General features: G+C 63.9%; 13 protein-coding genes. 4 read left to right on the forward strand and 9 right to left on the reverse strand.

The genetic code is table 11. The features are described from left to right. Positions 1–35 precede the first annotated feature (35 nt). The 3 genes from AC097L_RS12700 to AC097L_RS12710 all read left to right on the forward strand — a co-directional run bounded on the left by AC097L_RS12700 (position 36) and on the right by AC097L_RS12710 (position 1,780). The gene (locus AC097L_RS12700) at positions 36–503 is read left to right on the forward strand and encodes an FKBP-type peptidyl-prolyl cis-trans isomerase (RefSeq protein ID WP_479586799.1); all 468 of its coding nucleotides are present in this window, start codon (positions 36–38) and stop codon (positions 501–503) included. Next, complete coding sequence (gene ispH, locus AC097L_RS12705; protein ID WP_479586800.1) at positions 500–1,486, forward strand: 4-hydroxy-3-methylbut-2-enyl diphosphate reductase; 987 nt, start codon at positions 500–502, stop codon at positions 1,484–1,486. The genes AC097L_RS12700 and ispH overlap by 4 nt, the downstream gene beginning before the upstream one ends. Positions 1,487–1,582: 96 nt before the next feature. After that, a complete protein-coding gene (locus AC097L_RS12710) occupies positions 1,583–1,780 on the forward strand; it encodes a YgaP family membrane protein (protein ID WP_479586801.1) in 198 nt (65 codons plus the stop codon). Between the two features lie 338 nt (positions 1,781–2,118). On the opposite strand, the gene galK is transcribed toward AC097L_RS12710, so the two are convergent. The 8 genes from galK to AC097L_RS12750 all read right to left on the reverse strand — a co-directional run bounded on the left by galK (position 2,119) and on the right by AC097L_RS12750 (position 12,590). Continuing rightward, positions 2,119–3,276, reverse strand: coding sequence for a galactokinase (gene galK / locus AC097L_RS12715; protein ID WP_479586802.1), 1,158 nt, complete (start codon positions 3,274–3,276; stop codon positions 2,119–2,121). Continuing rightward, entirely contained in the window at positions 3,273–4,361 is a 1,089-nt protein-coding gene (locus tag AC097L_RS12720) for a UDP-glucose--hexose-1-phosphate uridylyltransferase (protein WP_479586803.1), read from the reverse strand. The genes galK and AC097L_RS12720 overlap by 4 nt, the downstream gene beginning before the upstream one ends. Continuing rightward, complete coding sequence (locus AC097L_RS12725; RefSeq protein ID WP_479586804.1) at positions 4,358–6,505, reverse strand: alpha-galactosidase; 2,148 nt, start codon at positions 6,503–6,505, stop codon at positions 4,358–4,360. The genes AC097L_RS12720 and AC097L_RS12725 overlap by 4 nt, the downstream gene beginning before the upstream one ends. Before the next feature lie 199 nt (positions 6,506–6,704). After that, positions 6,705–7,856 carry an ABC transporter ATP-binding protein gene (locus AC097L_RS12730; RefSeq protein WP_479586805.1) on the reverse strand — a complete coding sequence of 384 codons (1,152 nt, stop codon included), beginning with the start codon at positions 7,854–7,856 and terminating at the stop codon, positions 6,705–6,707. Between the two features lie 14 nt (positions 7,857–7,870). After that, complete coding sequence (melA, locus tag AC097L_RS12735) at positions 7,871–9,283, reverse strand: alpha-galactosidase (protein ID WP_479586806.1); 1,413 nt, start codon at positions 9,281–9,283, stop codon at positions 7,871–7,873. A gap of 10 nt (positions 9,284–9,293) precedes the next feature. Beyond that, on the reverse strand, positions 9,294–10,598 hold the full coding sequence (locus AC097L_RS12740) for an ABC transporter substrate-binding protein (protein WP_479586807.1): 1,305 nt from the start codon (positions 10,596–10,598) through the stop codon (positions 9,294–9,296). A gap of 179 nt (positions 10,599–10,777) precedes the next feature. Beyond that, on the reverse strand, positions 10,778–11,665 hold the full coding sequence (locus tag AC097L_RS12745) for a carbohydrate ABC transporter permease (protein ID WP_479586808.1): 888 nt from the start codon (positions 11,663–11,665) through the stop codon (positions 10,778–10,780). A gap of 13 nt (positions 11,666–11,678) precedes the next feature. Further along, positions 11,679–12,590 (reverse strand): carbohydrate ABC transporter permease, encoded by a 912-nt coding sequence (locus AC097L_RS12750; RefSeq protein WP_479586809.1) that lies wholly within the window; start codon positions 12,588–12,590, stop codon positions 11,679–11,681. Positions 12,591–12,717: 127 nt separating this feature from the next. Between AC097L_RS12750 and AC097L_RS12755 the strand changes: the two genes are divergently transcribed. Then, positions 12,718–13,779: a LacI family DNA-binding transcriptional regulator gene (locus AC097L_RS12755; protein ID WP_479586810.1), complete on the forward strand. Its 1,062-nt coding sequence runs from the start codon at positions 12,718–12,720 to the stop codon at positions 13,777–13,779. 66 nt (positions 13,780–13,845) lie between these two features. Here the strand turns inward: AC097L_RS12755 and AC097L_RS12760 are convergent, their stop codons facing one another. Continuing rightward, positions 13,846–14,475 carry a LysE family translocator gene (locus AC097L_RS12760; RefSeq protein WP_479586811.1) on the reverse strand — a complete coding sequence of 210 codons (630 nt, stop codon included), beginning with the start codon at positions 14,473–14,475 and terminating at the stop codon, positions 13,846–13,848. Positions 14,476–14,521: the final 46 nt, after the last annotated feature.

Here is a 14,521-nt window from a genome sequence, read left to right on the forward strand (position 1 = left end):
CTTTTACAATAGAGCCCAGTTTACCGAGACTCCCCATGCCCTCTACCTCCATTCCCACTGTCCAGTCCGGCTCTTTCCTGACCCTGCACTACCGCCTGGGCGGCCCCACGGGCGACATCATCAATACCTTCAACGACAAGCCTGCCACCTTGTCGCTGGGCACAGGCCAGCTTTCGCCCGCCGTGGAGCAGCGCCTGCTGGGCCTGCCCGAGGGCACGCGCACCTCGTTCGACATCCCCGCCGGGGAAGCCTTTGGTGAGCGCCAGCCCGACATGCAGCAGTGGGTGGCCCGCAAGCTGCTCAACCAGATGGGCGACCCGCTGGAGCAGTACCACGTGGGCGATGTGGTGCAGTTCCCCACGCCCGACGGCTTGGGGCATTACGCCGGTGCCGTGCAGCAGGTGGGCAATGGCGACAGTGCCGACGCGGTGCTTTTCGACTTCAACCATCCGCTGGCCGGCCAGCCCGTGACGTTTGAAGTGCAACTGATTGGTGTGTTGTGACCGGCCCGCAAGTGGACGGTCTTCAAGTCCATAGCCCGCAAGAAATCATCCTCGCCGAGCCACGCGGCTTCTGCGCGGGGGTCGACCGGGCGATTGAAATCGTCGAAAAGGCCCTGGCCAAGTTTGGCCGCCCCATCTATGTGCGCCATGAGATCGTGCACAACACCTACGTGGTCAACGACCTGAAATCGCGCGGTGCCATCTTCATCGAAGAGTTGGACGATGTGCCGCCCGGCGCGACCCTGGTGTTCTCGGCCCACGGCGTGAGCCAGGCGGTGCAGCAGGAGGCGCGGGCCCGGGGTTTCCAGATTTTTGACGCTACCTGCCCGCTGGTCACCAAGGTCCACGTCGAAGTGGCCAAGCTGCACAAAGAAGGTTATGAGTTCATCATGATCGGCCACAAGGGCCACCCCGAAGTGGAGGGCACCATGGGCCAGCTGGAGAGCGGCATCCACCTGGTGGAAGATGTGGCTGACGTGGCCCGTGCCCAGCCGCTGCAAACTGACAAGCTGGCCGTGGTGACGCAAACCACCCTGAGCGTGGACGATGCCGCCGAGATTCTGGCCGCCGTGAAAGCCCGCTTCCCGCTGATCCGCGCCCCCAAGATGCAAGACATCTGCTACGCCACGCAAAACCGCCAGGACGCCATCAAGATCATGAGCCCGCAGGTGGACATCGTCATCGTGGTCGGCAGCCCCACCAGCTCCAATAGCAACCGTCTGCGCGAGCTGGCCGAAAAGCTGGGCACCAAAGCCTACATGGTGGACAACGCCGAAGAGCTGCGGCCCGCCTGGTTCGAAGGCAAAACCCGCGTCGGCCTGACCGCCGGTGCCTCCGCTCCCGACGTGCTGGTCCAGCAGGTGATTGACCGCATCCGTGCATTGGGCGCGGTGTCGGTAAGGAAGATGGATGGAATTGAGGAGACGGTGAAGTTTCCGCTGCCTAAGGGGTTGCGGATGGAAGGGGCGGCCTCCGCCGGTTGAGGCGGCTGCGCTGTTTGGCCTTTTCATGATCTGGATCAGAGGCGTCCCCCCGATCCGGTAGCCCAATGGCGTGTCTTCACCATGAAAGGACACGGTATGAAAACCAACGTTGGCGGTCTGGACCGCACACTGCGCATCCTCGCCGGAGCCGCCCTGGTCGCCCTGGCCGCCACTGGCACCGTCGGCCTCTGGGGCTGGATCGGTGCCGTCCCCCTGGCCACCGGCCTGATCGGCTGGTGCCCGCCTTATGCCTTGTTCGGCTGGAATACCTGCGCGGTGAAGTCGGGGGGCTGAGGGTCGGGCCGCAGTGTTCCGACCTTACAGCCTGCCACTTTTAGATTTCCAAGCTCTTTTTGGGGTACCAAATCGGCCTCTTGCGCTTATAAAATAAGCACAGGAAGCTCCTATTTTTGACTATCAAAAGAGAAGCGATCTGTGCCGACTGCACGGGGCGTAGGCAGTGGGGCCCGAGCTTGGCGGGGTCTGATCCCCCTTGCGCGACGGGTGCTGGCAGGCACCCAGAGAGCGCCAAATCGCCAGGAGGGCTCGGAGCACGAATGCGGGTTTGCAGTCGTATGAAAACCAACGGGCCAGCGCGTAATCGTGGTCCGACTCCGCCAGGGTTCGTCTCGTTACACCACCCCCACCCCCGCCGAAGCACGGCATACATACACCGTAGCCGCATCCCCATTCGGCGCGCGGTATTGGGCTGCCACTGCGGCGCGTGCGGTGGGGACAACCGCTTCGGGGAGCAGGGCGACGACGCAGCCGCCGAAGCCGCCGCCGGTCATACGGGCACCGCCCTGGGGGCCGATAGCGGCTTGCAGGATGGCGACCAGGTGGTCGATGGGGGGCACGGTGATTTCAAAGTCGTCGCGCATGGAGTCGTGCGAGGCGGCCATGAGTTGGCCCAGGCGCAGCAGGTCGCCATCGGCCAGGGCCTGGGCGGCATCCAGGGTGCGCTGGTTCTCGGTGACGATGTGGCGGGCGCGGCGTAGCACTAGCGGCTCCAGCCCGGCGGCATCGCGCTCCAGGCGGGCCACGTCTACGTCGCGCAGGGCAGGTACACCGTAGTGGGCGGCGGCGGCTTCGCACTGCTGGCGGCGGGTGTTGTATTCGCTGCCGACCAGGCCGCGCTGTACGTGGGAGTGCACGATCATCACCGCCAGCCCGGCGGGCACGGGCACGGCCTGGGTGGTCAGGCTGCGGCAGTCGATCAGCAGGGCGTGGTCGGCCTGGCCGCTGGCCGAGATCAGCTGGTCCATGATGCCGCAGTTCACGCCGACGAAGCTGTTTTCAGCCTTTTGGGCTGCCAGCGCAATATCCGTAGGCGTGAGCAGCTCTGAATTATGTAGCGCATTGAAGGCCTGGCCCACCGCCACTTCCAGCGATGCCGACGACGACAAACCCGCGCCTTGCGGCACATTGCCGGCTATCGCCAGGTCCATGCCGCCCAGCGCCAGGCCTTTGGCCAGCAGGACCTGCACCACGCCACGCACGTAGTTGGCCCACTGCGCGTCGGGGCGCGGGGTGATGGGTGCATCCAGGTCGAACTGGTCGATGGCATCAAAGTAGTCGCAGGCGCACACGCGCACCTGGCGGTCGCTGCGCGGGCCCACGGCGATGCGGGTTTCGAAGTCGATGGCGCAGGGCAGCACAAAGCCGTCGTTGTAGTCGGTGTGCTCGCCGATCAGGTTGACCCGGCCGGGTGCGCGCACGTGCAGCGTAGGGGCCTGGCCAAAGTGCAGGGCGAAGGCGGCAGTGGTGCGCTGTTGCAGGCTGGCGGTCATGGGGCTTCTCGTTCTTCTCTGTAATGCACGTCGCGGTAGTGAACGTTGGACACCGCGCGCAGTTGGGCGGCGGCTTGCTCGGGGGTCAGGTCGCGCTGGGCTTCGGCCAGCATTTCAAAGCCGACCATGAACTTGCGCACACTGGCCGAGCGTAGCAGCGGCGGGTAGAAGTGGGCGTGCAGTTGCCAGGGCGTGGGGTCTTTGCCGTCAAACGGCGCGCCGTGCCAGCCCATGGAATACGGAAATGAGCACTGGAACAGGTTGTCGTAGCGCGAGGTGAGTTGCTTGATGGCCAATGCCAGATCGGCGCGTTGCTCCGCATCCAGCTGCGGCAGTTGCTGCACCGCAAAGCGCGGCAGCAGCAGGGTCTCAAATGGCCAGGTGGCCCAAAACGGCACGATGGCCAGCCAGTGGGCGGTTTGCACCACCACCCGGCTGCCGTCGGCGGCTTCGCGCGCGGCCAGGTCCAGCAGCAGGGGCGTGCCACGTTCGGCGTGCCAGGCGCGCTGGCGCAGGTCTTCGGCGGCGGGTTCGTTGGGGACGAAGTCAGTGGCCCAAAGCTGGCCGTGCGGGTGCGGGTTGGAGCAGCCCATCAGCGCGCCCTTGTTCTCGAACACCTGCACCCAGGGGTAGGTGGCACCCAGCTCGGCGGTTTGCGCGCACCAGGTGGCGATGACTTCCCCGATGGCGGACAGCGGCAACTCGGGCAGGGTTTTGCCGTGGTCGGGCGAGAAGCAGATGACACGGCTGGTACCCCGCGCGGTGCGGGCCTGGAACAGCGGGTCGGACGCGGGCGGTGCGTCCGGCGCGCTGGGCATCATGGCGGCAAAGTCGTTGGTGAAGACGAAGGTGCCGGTGTAGGCGGGGTTGCGCTCGCCGGTGACGCGCAGGTTGCCCGCGCACAAAAAGCAGCTGGCATCGTGCGCCGGTCGCTCTGCCGTGTCGGCCTGCTCCTGCTGGCCCTGCCAGGGGCGTTTGGCGCGGTGCGGCGACACCAGCACCCACTGGCCGGTGAGCGGGTTGAAGCGGCGGTGCGAGTGTTCGGAAACATCGAAAGCCGCGGTGTCTAAAAGATCGGTGGTCATGGGCGGATTATCTGCAAACGCACGATGAAGCAGCTCTCTGCCGTGGCACGCGGCATGGGCAGGCCGGCCTGGGCCAGCCAGGCACCGTCCAGTGCCACGCCGCCGTTTTGCAGCGCGGTGAAGAACGGCGCGGGGGATTGCACCGCGCCTTCGCCTGCGATGGGCACCACTTGCGTCACCTGGTAGCGGGCGGTGGGGTCCAGCATGGGCAGGCGCAGCGGCGGCGTGTAGCGGTGGCTGGTGGGCTGGCAGCGGTAAACGAAGAGCAGCAGGTCGTCCGCATCCCCATGCGCTTGCCAGACCAGACCGTCGGCGGCCTCGCCGCGCCAGACACGCCCATGGTGGATCTGGTCTCTATGCTTTTTATAGCATGCTATCCAGGTAGATAGTGCGCTAGAGGTCGATTCGTCTAAATTCCGAACATCCAGCTCCACGCCCAGGTGGCCGGTCATGGCCACGGCGGCGCGGAAAGCCAGCGACTGGCTGCGGCCGGTGGTGTGGGCGGTGGTGGTGCCGATGTGCGAGCCCAGGATTTCGGGCGGGAAAAACTGGCCAAAGCCGTGCTGGATCTGCACCCGCGACATCGCGTCGATGCAGTCGCTGGCCCACACGCGGTGGGTAGTGCGCAGGATGCCAAAGTCGATGCGGCCGCCGCCGCCGGAGCAGCTTTCAATCTCCACCACGGGGTGGGCCGCGCGCAGCCGCGCCAGCAGGGCGTACACCGCGTGCACCTGGGCCCGGTAACCGGCGCCACCCAGGCCACCGGCCAGAGCAGCGGTGGTCAGGTCGCGGTTCAAATCCCACTTCAGGTAGCGAATGGGGTGGGCGGCCAGCAGCGTGTCGATCTTGCCAAACAGGTAGTCGGCGGCCTCGGGGCGCGAGATGTCCAGCACCAGCTGGTTGCGGGCGGTGATCAGCGGGCGACCGGCGATTTGCAGCGCCCAGTCGGGGTGGGTGCGGAAGAGGTCGCTGTCGGGGTTCACCATTTCGGGCTCGACCCACAGGCCGAACTCCATGCCGAGGGCGTTGACGTACTCGACCAGCGGGCCCAGGCCCTGGGGAAACTTGTCGGCATCGGGCCACCAGTCGCCCAGGCCTGCGCGGTCGTGGTGGCGCCTTTGAAACCAGCCGTCGTCCAGTACAAAGCGCTCTACGCCGACCCGGGCAGCCGCATCGGCCAGGGCCATTACGTCACCCGGCACCAGGTCGAAATAAAAGGCCTCCCAAGTGTTGAGGTGCACCGGGCGTGGGCGCATTTGGCCGCCGGGCCAGTCCATGCGGGCGCGCAAGGCGGCATGGAAGTTGGCAGCCAGGCCGTTCAGGCCCCCGGTAGAGCAGGTGGCGACGATCTCGGGTGTGTGCAGGCTGGTGCCTGGGGCCAGGCGACCTTCGCCGGGGGCCAGCCATTCGCCCATTTGCCACTGGTACTGGCCGTCGTGCATCCATTCGATGGTTTGCTGGTGGTTGCCCGACCAGGCCAGGTGCGCGCCAAACACCAGGCCGCTGTGCTCGGTGCTGCCGGGGGTGGTGACCACCGCGCCGGGAAAGCAGTCGTGCGAGGTGCGGCCACGGCGGTTTTCGCGCCGCCATTGGCTGCGGGTGAGCGTGTCGGTTTGCAGCAGAAATTCGTGGTTGTGCTGGCCCGCGTACGAGCGCACGGTGGCCGCATCGCCGGGCAAGGGCAGGGTGCCTGCGGCCAGCCATTGCACGTCGAGGGTTACGTCTCCTACATTGGTCAGCGTGGTGTGCAGGGTGAGCACGTCGATGGCCTCATCCAGCGCAATCGACACGTCAAAGCGCAGTTGCGCCACGGCATCCAGCAGGTGCAGCACCAAGGCGCTGCCGGGCGCGGTCCATTCCACGTCGCACTGGGTGATGGCCTGGGCGAAGTCCAGCCCGGCCCGGTGCGCCAGCAGCGCGCTCTGGCCGAACCATCCCACGCCGAAGGTGGGAAGCACCGTGAGCGGCTGGTCGAAGTCGAGCATGAACGAGGGCAGCGGGCGGGTGCCACGCAGCGCCTGGCCGGGCGTGCTTCCATCGGGCAGGCGCGGGCCCCAGTAGCGCCACAGAGGTGCTTCGTTGGCGGGGCATTCAAGCACCAGGGTGCTGTGGCGGCTGTGCAGAGTGAGGAATTCAGCAGTCATTAAGTGTGGTGTGCAAGTCAAAAAAAGTGGCGGTCAATCGATTCAGCCCAGTGCCAGTAGGTACGCCTTCCAAAAACACCGCAGAACTGGCTCCGCCAGGCTGCTGGTGTTGCCCCCTGCATGTCGTATTGGCTTTTCAAGCCAATACGAAGTGGGTTGGCGAAAGATGCGTAGCACTGCAGCCTGGGGGTGTACCAAATCAAGCAGCGTGCGGGATCAACATGTCGGCTATGGGGATGCGCCGTTCCAGCGCGTGGCCTTTTTCATCGAACACGTGCATGGCCGCAGCGGGCAAGGATACCGCTACGCGCTGGCCGGGGTCGGCGTGGAACTGGCCGGGGGCTTTGACCACCAGCGGCTGGTTGGCCACGCCGCTGGCGAGGAAGAGGTAGGTGGATTCGCCCAGGCGCTCTTGCCACTGCACTTCGCGCACGATGGGCTGGGTGGCGGTGCCCAGCTGGGCATGTTCGGGGCGGATACCCAAGGTGACGGGCTGGCCGGAGCGCAGCGCGCTGGCATCGACCAGTGCGTCCAGCACCTCGCCTGTAGGCAGTTGTACCCGGGCGTGGTCGGTATGGCCCTCGACCAGCGTACCGGACAGGAAGTTCATTTTTGGCGAACCAATGAAGCCTGCCACAAACAGGTTGCGGGGCCGGTGGTACAGCTCCAGCGGGCTGCCGCACTGGGCTACGCTGCCCTCGGTGAGCACCGCGGGCCCGGCGTTGAGCAGCAGGATGCGGTCGGCCAGGGTCATGGCTTCCACCTGGTCGTGGGTCACGTAGATGGTGCTGGCCTTGCCGAAGTCGCGGTGGATCTTGGCGATCTCAAAGCGGGTCTGCACCCGCAGCGAGGCATCCAGGTTGGACAGGGGTTCGTCGAACAAAAACACGCCCGGCTCGCGCACGATGGCGCGGCCAATTGCCACCCGCTGGCGCTGCCCGCCGGACAAGGCCTTGGGTTTGCGGTCCAGCAAATGTTCCAGCTGCAGCACCTGGGCGGCGGCGGTGACCTTTTTGCGGATCAGCGCTTTGTCCATCTTGGCCAGCGTCATGCCAAAGGCTAGGTTGTCGTAGACGCTGATGTGCGGAAACAGCGCGTAGCTTTGGAACACCATGGCCACGCCGCGTTTGGCGGGCTGGGTGTCGTTCATGCGCTGGCCGTCGATCAGCAGGTCGCCGCTGGTGATGTCCTCCAGCCCGGCCACCATGCGCAGCAGCGTGGACTTGCCGCAGCCAGACGGCCCGACGAAGACGCAGAATTCGCCCTGCTTGACATGCAGATTCACGTCGCGGATGACCGCCACGTCGTTCATGTAGTTTTTGTGGACGGAACGGAGTTCGATGCTGGCCATGGTGGAGCCTCTTTTTAAGCTTGCAGGTAGTCGGGCAGGAAGGCGCGGTGCGCCACCAGCAGTTCATCGACCATGGCGCGGATCTGCGACAGGTCGAGCACGGCGGCGGTGTGCGGGTCGAGCATGGCGGCGTGGTAGACGTGTTCGCGCTTTTGCTCGGTGATGGCGGCCACCACCAGCTCTTGCACATTGACGTTGGTGCGCATCAGCGCTGCCAGCTGGATGGGCAGTTTGCCCACGCGGGTGGGTTGCACGCCGTTGGCATCGACCAAGCAGGGCACTTCGACCGCGCAGCCCTGGGGCAGGTTGTCGATCAGGTGGTGGTTCAGCACATTGCCGTAGACCACGCGTGGCGTGCCGCTGACCATGGAGTGGATGATCTGGCTACCGTATTCGACCGAGCGGTTCACCGCGTTCAGGCCCTCCAGCAGACGGGCGGCTTCGGTGATGTTGCGCGGCATCACATGGATGTTGGCGGCCTCCAGCTCAGCGGTGAGTGCTTGCACATCTTGCGTGCCGGGGGCTTGCAGCTCGCGCTCGATGTAGGGCCAGGCGTGTTCAAAAATCTGGCAGCGGCCAGGGTATTCGTCCAGCGGAATGTTGTATTGGGCCAGCAGATCTTCGCGGCCCTTTTTGATGAACCACGGCACGTATTCGGCAAAGTGTTCGCTGGATTCGGTGGGGAAGTGGCCCAGCTGGTGCAGCATCTCGTAGCGCACGCGGTTCCAGTCGGGGGCCTGGCCGTCGGCATAAATCTGGCGCAGGCGCGGGTACAGATCGACCCCTTTGTGCTCAAATTTTGTGTAGAACGACATGTGGTTGATACCCGCGCAGGTGTAGTCGATTTCCTCTGCCGGGAGCCCCAAGTCGTGCGCCAGCTCGTGCGCGGTGTGCTGCACGCTGTGGCACAGGCCCACGGTGGGGATGCGCTTGCTGGCCTGGTTCAACGCCCAGGTGATCATGGCCATGGGGTTGACGTAGTTCAGGTGGATGGCACCGGGTGCGCACACGTCTTCCATGTCCTTGAGCATGGCCAACTGCACGGGAATCGTGCGCAGGCCGCGCATGATGCCGCCAATGCCCAGGGTGTCGCCAATGGTCTGTTCCAGACCGAATTTCTTGGGGATTTCGAAGTCGGTCACCGTGGCGGGCTTGTAGCCGCCGACCTGGATGGTGCTGATGACAAATTGGGCACCAATGAGTGCGCGGCGGCGGTCGGTGCTGGCCGTGATCAAGGGCTTTACGCCCAAGGCCGCCGCCCGCCGCTGCGCCACCATTTCGGCCAGTCGCAGGCGGTGCTCGTCGATGTCGTGCAAGGCCACTTCGCAATCGGCCAGCTCGGGGTAGGAAAAAATATCACCCAGCAGGTTGCGGGTGAAAACAATGCTGCCAGCCCCGATGAGGGTGATTTTGATGCGGCGTTGCATGGTGGGCCTCTTACTTTTTCAGTTGGTTGACTTTGATGTTGGCGGCTTTGAGTGCGGTAGAGGCATCGACTTTGCCTATTAGCACTCCTTCCAGCGCAGACTTCATGATTTCGTCGATCTCGGAGCCGCCGTCGGCAATCGGCATCAGGAATGTCTTGGACTTGGCCATGGTGAGGAAGGCGCTGGAGTCCACGCCCTTGGCTTTTTGCACCTCGATGGTGCGCTCGGCCTGGCCCTTGATGGCGGGGAAGACCACGCCGGTGTCGGCCACCACGCTCTGGCATTCAGCCGAGCCCAGGTACTTGACCCACTTCCAGGCATCGGCCTTGACTTTGGAGCCCGCCCAGATGGAATCGGCCAGGCCGTTGAACATGGTGGCGCGGGTGCCGGTGGGGCCGGTGGGCAGTGGAACCCAGGCGTTTTCGAACTTGGCGTTGTTCTTGAAGTAGGTAATCATCCACGAGCCCTGCGGCACGATGGCGACCTTCTTGCCTACAAACATCGCGTCCGAACCCAGCGACTTGGTGTTTTCAAAACTGGCCGACAGGCCCTTGCCTGGCAAACCGGCGAGGTAGGAAATGGTCTCGACCAGCTTGGGGTCGTCGTAGTAGAACTTGGGGTCCCAGGGCTTGTCCTGGAACTTGAAGCCGTTGGATTCAGCGAAGTGGCTCCATTCGGTCTGGCCCATCATGCCGGCGGCACCGCGCGGGGTCTGGTAGCCAAAGACACTGACCTTCTTTTTGTCGAAGTTGGGGCTGGTGGCGTTGTTGCCCGACGCGTCCACGCTCAGCTTGCGCACGATCTGCTCAAAGCTGCCGCCGTCCTTGGGGTTCCAGGTCATGCCCTGCAGATCGGCCAGCGTCACACCGGCTTTCTTGGCCATTTCCATGTTGACCACAAAACCGATGGTGTCCCAGTCTTTGGGCAGGCCGTATTGCTTGCCGTCGCGGCCCCAGATGTCGAACAGGCCGGGCGCGTAGGCACCGGTGTCCACCTTGTCGCGCTGGATCAGCGGGGCCAGATCGACAAGCTGGTCGTTCTTGGCAAATTCAGGGTATTTGGCCAGGTGGTTGGTAAACACATCGGGTGCGGTGCCCGAGACAAAGCCGGTGGAGATGGTGGTCCAGTAGTCGTCCCAGCCGGACTGGCTGATCTTGATGGTGGTGCCTGGGTTCTTCTTCTCGAAGTCGGCTGCGCACTGCTTGTAGGCAGGCAACTGCATGGCGTCCCACAGCAGGTACTTGACTTCGACGGCGTGCGCGCTGCCGACACAGGTGAGAGCCGCTGCGGCCAGGGTGGTGAAGGTGAATTTCATGCTTGTCTCCGTTATGGTTGGTTGAAAAAACTACGAACTACCGAAATGACGCGACCCAGGTTCAGCCAGAACGCACGCTCCGTGAGATACCGTGGAACTGGCTTTGCCAGGCCACTGGTATCGCCCCCTGCAAGGGGGTTGGCGAAAGATGCGAAGCACTGCAGCCTGGGGGTGTGCCACTACTTCCCGCCACTGAATTGGACGGATTCCACGACGCGTCGGCCAAAGGCGACGAGCAGCAAAATGGTGGGCAACACCGTGATGGCCGTGGCGGCCATCAGGCCGGTCCAATCGGGCTGGCCTTGCGGTGTCTGGGTCTTGAAGGATTGCAGCGCCACCGGCAGTACCTGCTGCATCTCATCCTTGGCCACCAGGAAGGGCCAGAAGAATTCGTTCCACATATTGATGCCGGTGAGCATGGCAATGGTGGCCAGCGGCGTGATACTCAGCGGCATCACCACCCGGGCAAAGATGTACAGAAACGAGGCCCCGTCCAGCAGCGCGGCTTCTTCCAGATCGCGGGGGATGGACAAAAAGAACTGGCGCAAAAAGAACACCGAAAAACCCTGCATCAGGCAAAACGGCGCGACCATGCCGGTCATGGTGTTGAGCAGGCCCAGGTCTTTGATGAGGATGAAGTTGGGAATGAAGGTCACCACGCTGGGCACCATCATCGAGCCCACAAACAACCCAAACAGCGTGTTGCGCCCCGGAAAGCGCAGCCGGGCAAAGGCATACGCCGCCATGGATGCGCAGCCCACCTGTAGCACCACGATGGTGGCGGTGAAGACCAGCGAATTGCCCAGGGCGCGTAAGAAGTTGATCTCGGCTCCCGAGCCGCCCATGGCCTGGCTTTCGTCCTGCGTCATGAAGCCCAGCACACGCTTGAAGTTGGCCAGCGTCGGGTCGCTGGGCAGCAACTGGGTGGATTCTGTATAGACGTTAGAGGGCTGCATCAGCGCGGTTTTCACCACCATCCACAGCGGGGTGAGGGTGATGGCCAGCATGATGAGCAGAGCGGCCCAGGCCACTATGCGGCCGGGGGAAAACAAACGGTGGGAGGTCATGGTGTGGTTTCCTTCAAGCCAAGTCGTTCTGGGATGCGTTCATCACCCGCATCTGGAACACGGTGTAGAGCACCATCACCACACACAGTGCCATCGACATGGCCGAGGCGTAGCCCATCTTGTAGAAGCTGAAGGCGTTTTGCACGATGTAGTGGACGATGACGCGGGTGGAGTCCAGCGGGCCGCCGTTGGTGGTCACGGCGATGGTGTCGAATATCTGGAACGAACCCGTCACGCTGGTCACCAGCACAAACACCATCACCGGGCGCAGCAGCGGCAGCGTGACGCGGCAGAACATTTGCCATTCGCTCGCACCTTCTAGTGCAGCGGCTTCGTACAAGTGGCGCGGGATGTTTTGCAGACCGGCCAGAAACAGCATGGACACCAGGCCCATGTGCCGCCAGATGTTCACTGCCGCCACCGTCAGCAGGGCCTGGTCGGCGCCGCCAAAGAAAGGCTGGGCCTCGAAACCGATGCCGGTGATGAGCGCGTTCACAAAGCCCAGCAGCGGGTCCAGCATCCACAGCCACATCATGGCCACCAGCACGTTGGACAGCAGGTAGGGCAGCAGCACCAGTGACTTGACGAACAACGACTTGGTCAGCCGGTCCATCGCCACCGCCAGGAACAGGCCCAGCACGATCTGCAGCGGAATGTTCAGCACCACGTAGTAGGCCGACAGCTTCATGCCCTGCCAGAACTTGCCGTCTTCCAGCATGGCGGCGTAGTTGGCCAGGCCGACGAATTTTGGGCTTCGCAGCAGGTTCCAGTCGGTGAAGCTGATCTCGATGGCGCGCAGCGTGGGCCAGGCGTAGAACACCATGAAGCCGATAAAGGCGGGCAGCACCAGGGCCCAGGCGGTCAGGGTCTCGGCCCGCCGGGTGGGGCTGAGGGCATGCGGTGAGCGCGGTACGGATACTGCCATCGGGTCTCCTTTTTTTAATATCTAACGCGAGTTAGTAGACGAATCATAATTTAGGTAACGCGAGTTAGCATTAGGGGAAACGTGTACTTGCCGTATCGGCTACGATGCCAACCACATGAATTCTTCCTTGAAATCCCCACCCACCAGCAACGAGGTGGCGCGCCGTGCCGGTGTGTCGCGCACCACCGTGTCTTTTGTGCTGAACAATGTGCGCGACCAGGGCATCAGCGAAGCCACCCGTGAGAAGGTGCTGGCCGCTGCGCGCGACATCGGCTACGAGCCCAATGCCGCGGCGCGCACACTGGCGGGCGGTGCCACGGGCACGGTGGCGCTGGTGATTCCGAAGGCCGCGCATTTGTATGTAGACGTGTTTTTGGCGCAGCTGGTGGCCAGCATCAACGAACAGTGCCACCACCATGGCCTGAAGATGCTGATCGAGTCCAGCGACGACGAGGGGCGCGAGCCCGGGGCCTTTGTGGACCTGGTGCGCAGCCGCCGGATCGACGGGTTGATCGTGGTCAACCCCAGCGAGGCGGGCCGCCAGTACCTGGCCAGCATTGCCGATGCGGGCATCCCCCTGGTGGTGTTTGGCACCGGCCTGCCGGACATGGGGCGCTACCACACCACCGGTAACGATACCTCGGTGGCGGCCAAGATGCTGGTCAACCACCTGGTCGGCCTGGGCCATACCCAGATCGCCTTCGTCAACTTTGCCCAGCCCGAGTACCTGGCCGTCAACGAGCGCGAGCGTGGCTGGCGCGAAGCCATGGCCGACAACGGCTTGCCCATCGATCCCGCCTGGTGCGCCTACGCCGACATCAGCGCTGCCAGCGGCTACCGGGCCACGCAGGAACTATTGGCCCGCCAAGTGCCGTTTACCGCGCTGTTTGCGGGCAACGACACCATCGCCTTCGGCGCCATCAAAGCGCTGAAGGAAGCCGGTTTGCGGGTGCCGGAGGACATCGCCCTGGTGGGCTACGACGACATCCCCATGGCCGAGTTCGCCTCGCCCCCACTGACCAGCGTGCGCACCGACACCATTGGCCTGTGCCGCGATGCCATGGCCATGCTGCTGGCCCTGCTGCGCCGCGAGCCGGTGCCACAGGTGCTCTACCCGGAGCGGCCGGTGGAACTGGTGGTGCGTGAGTCTTGCGGTGCGCAGCTGTTCAAGGCTAAAAATAAGGCATAAAAAGTGCCTCTGGCGCAGTTTATGCCTGCGCTGATAGCTATTTATTAGATAGCATGCAGTGTGTGGCTACTGCGATGAAGCTAGCAATAATTTAAGACCCAGAAGCCCCAGCACGGCCCCGGTCACCCGGTCAATTGCCGTCTTGGCCCGCAAATAGGTTTGCCGGGGCCGGGCCGACGACAAAGCCAATGCCACCAGCAGATACCAGCTGCCTTCCAGCACGAACACGCTGGGCGGCAGGGCCAGGCTCAGCGCCAACGATGGTGTGTGCGGCAACAGCGCTGCGAAGATCACGCCATACACCACCGCAGCCTTGGGGTTGCTGACCATGGTGCCCGCACCAATCAAGAAGTGCCGCAGCACACCCGCCTTGGTCAGTGGCCCCGCATCGGCCAGCACCAACGGTGTTTTCGCGCCTTGCCAGATTTTGAAGCCCAGGTACAGCAGGTACACGCCGCCCGCCAGCTTCAGCCCCCAGTAGGCCCAGGGCACCTGCTGTAGCAGCGCGTGCAGCCCCAGCAAGGCCACCACGCTGAGCATACAGGCGCCAGCCGCCATGCCCAGGGCGGATGCCACCCCGGCCTGGCGCGAACTGCCAATGGCCGTGCGCGCCACCAGCACAAAACTCGGGCCGGGGCTGATCACGCCAATGAACAACACGGCCAGGATGCTGGCGAGGGTGGTAAAGGTTTCCATAGCGGAATATTCCAATGAAATAGGCCTCTAGCGAAATACCTGCATG

Source organism: Rhodoferax sp. RT5P35 (genome assembly GCF_056521385.1).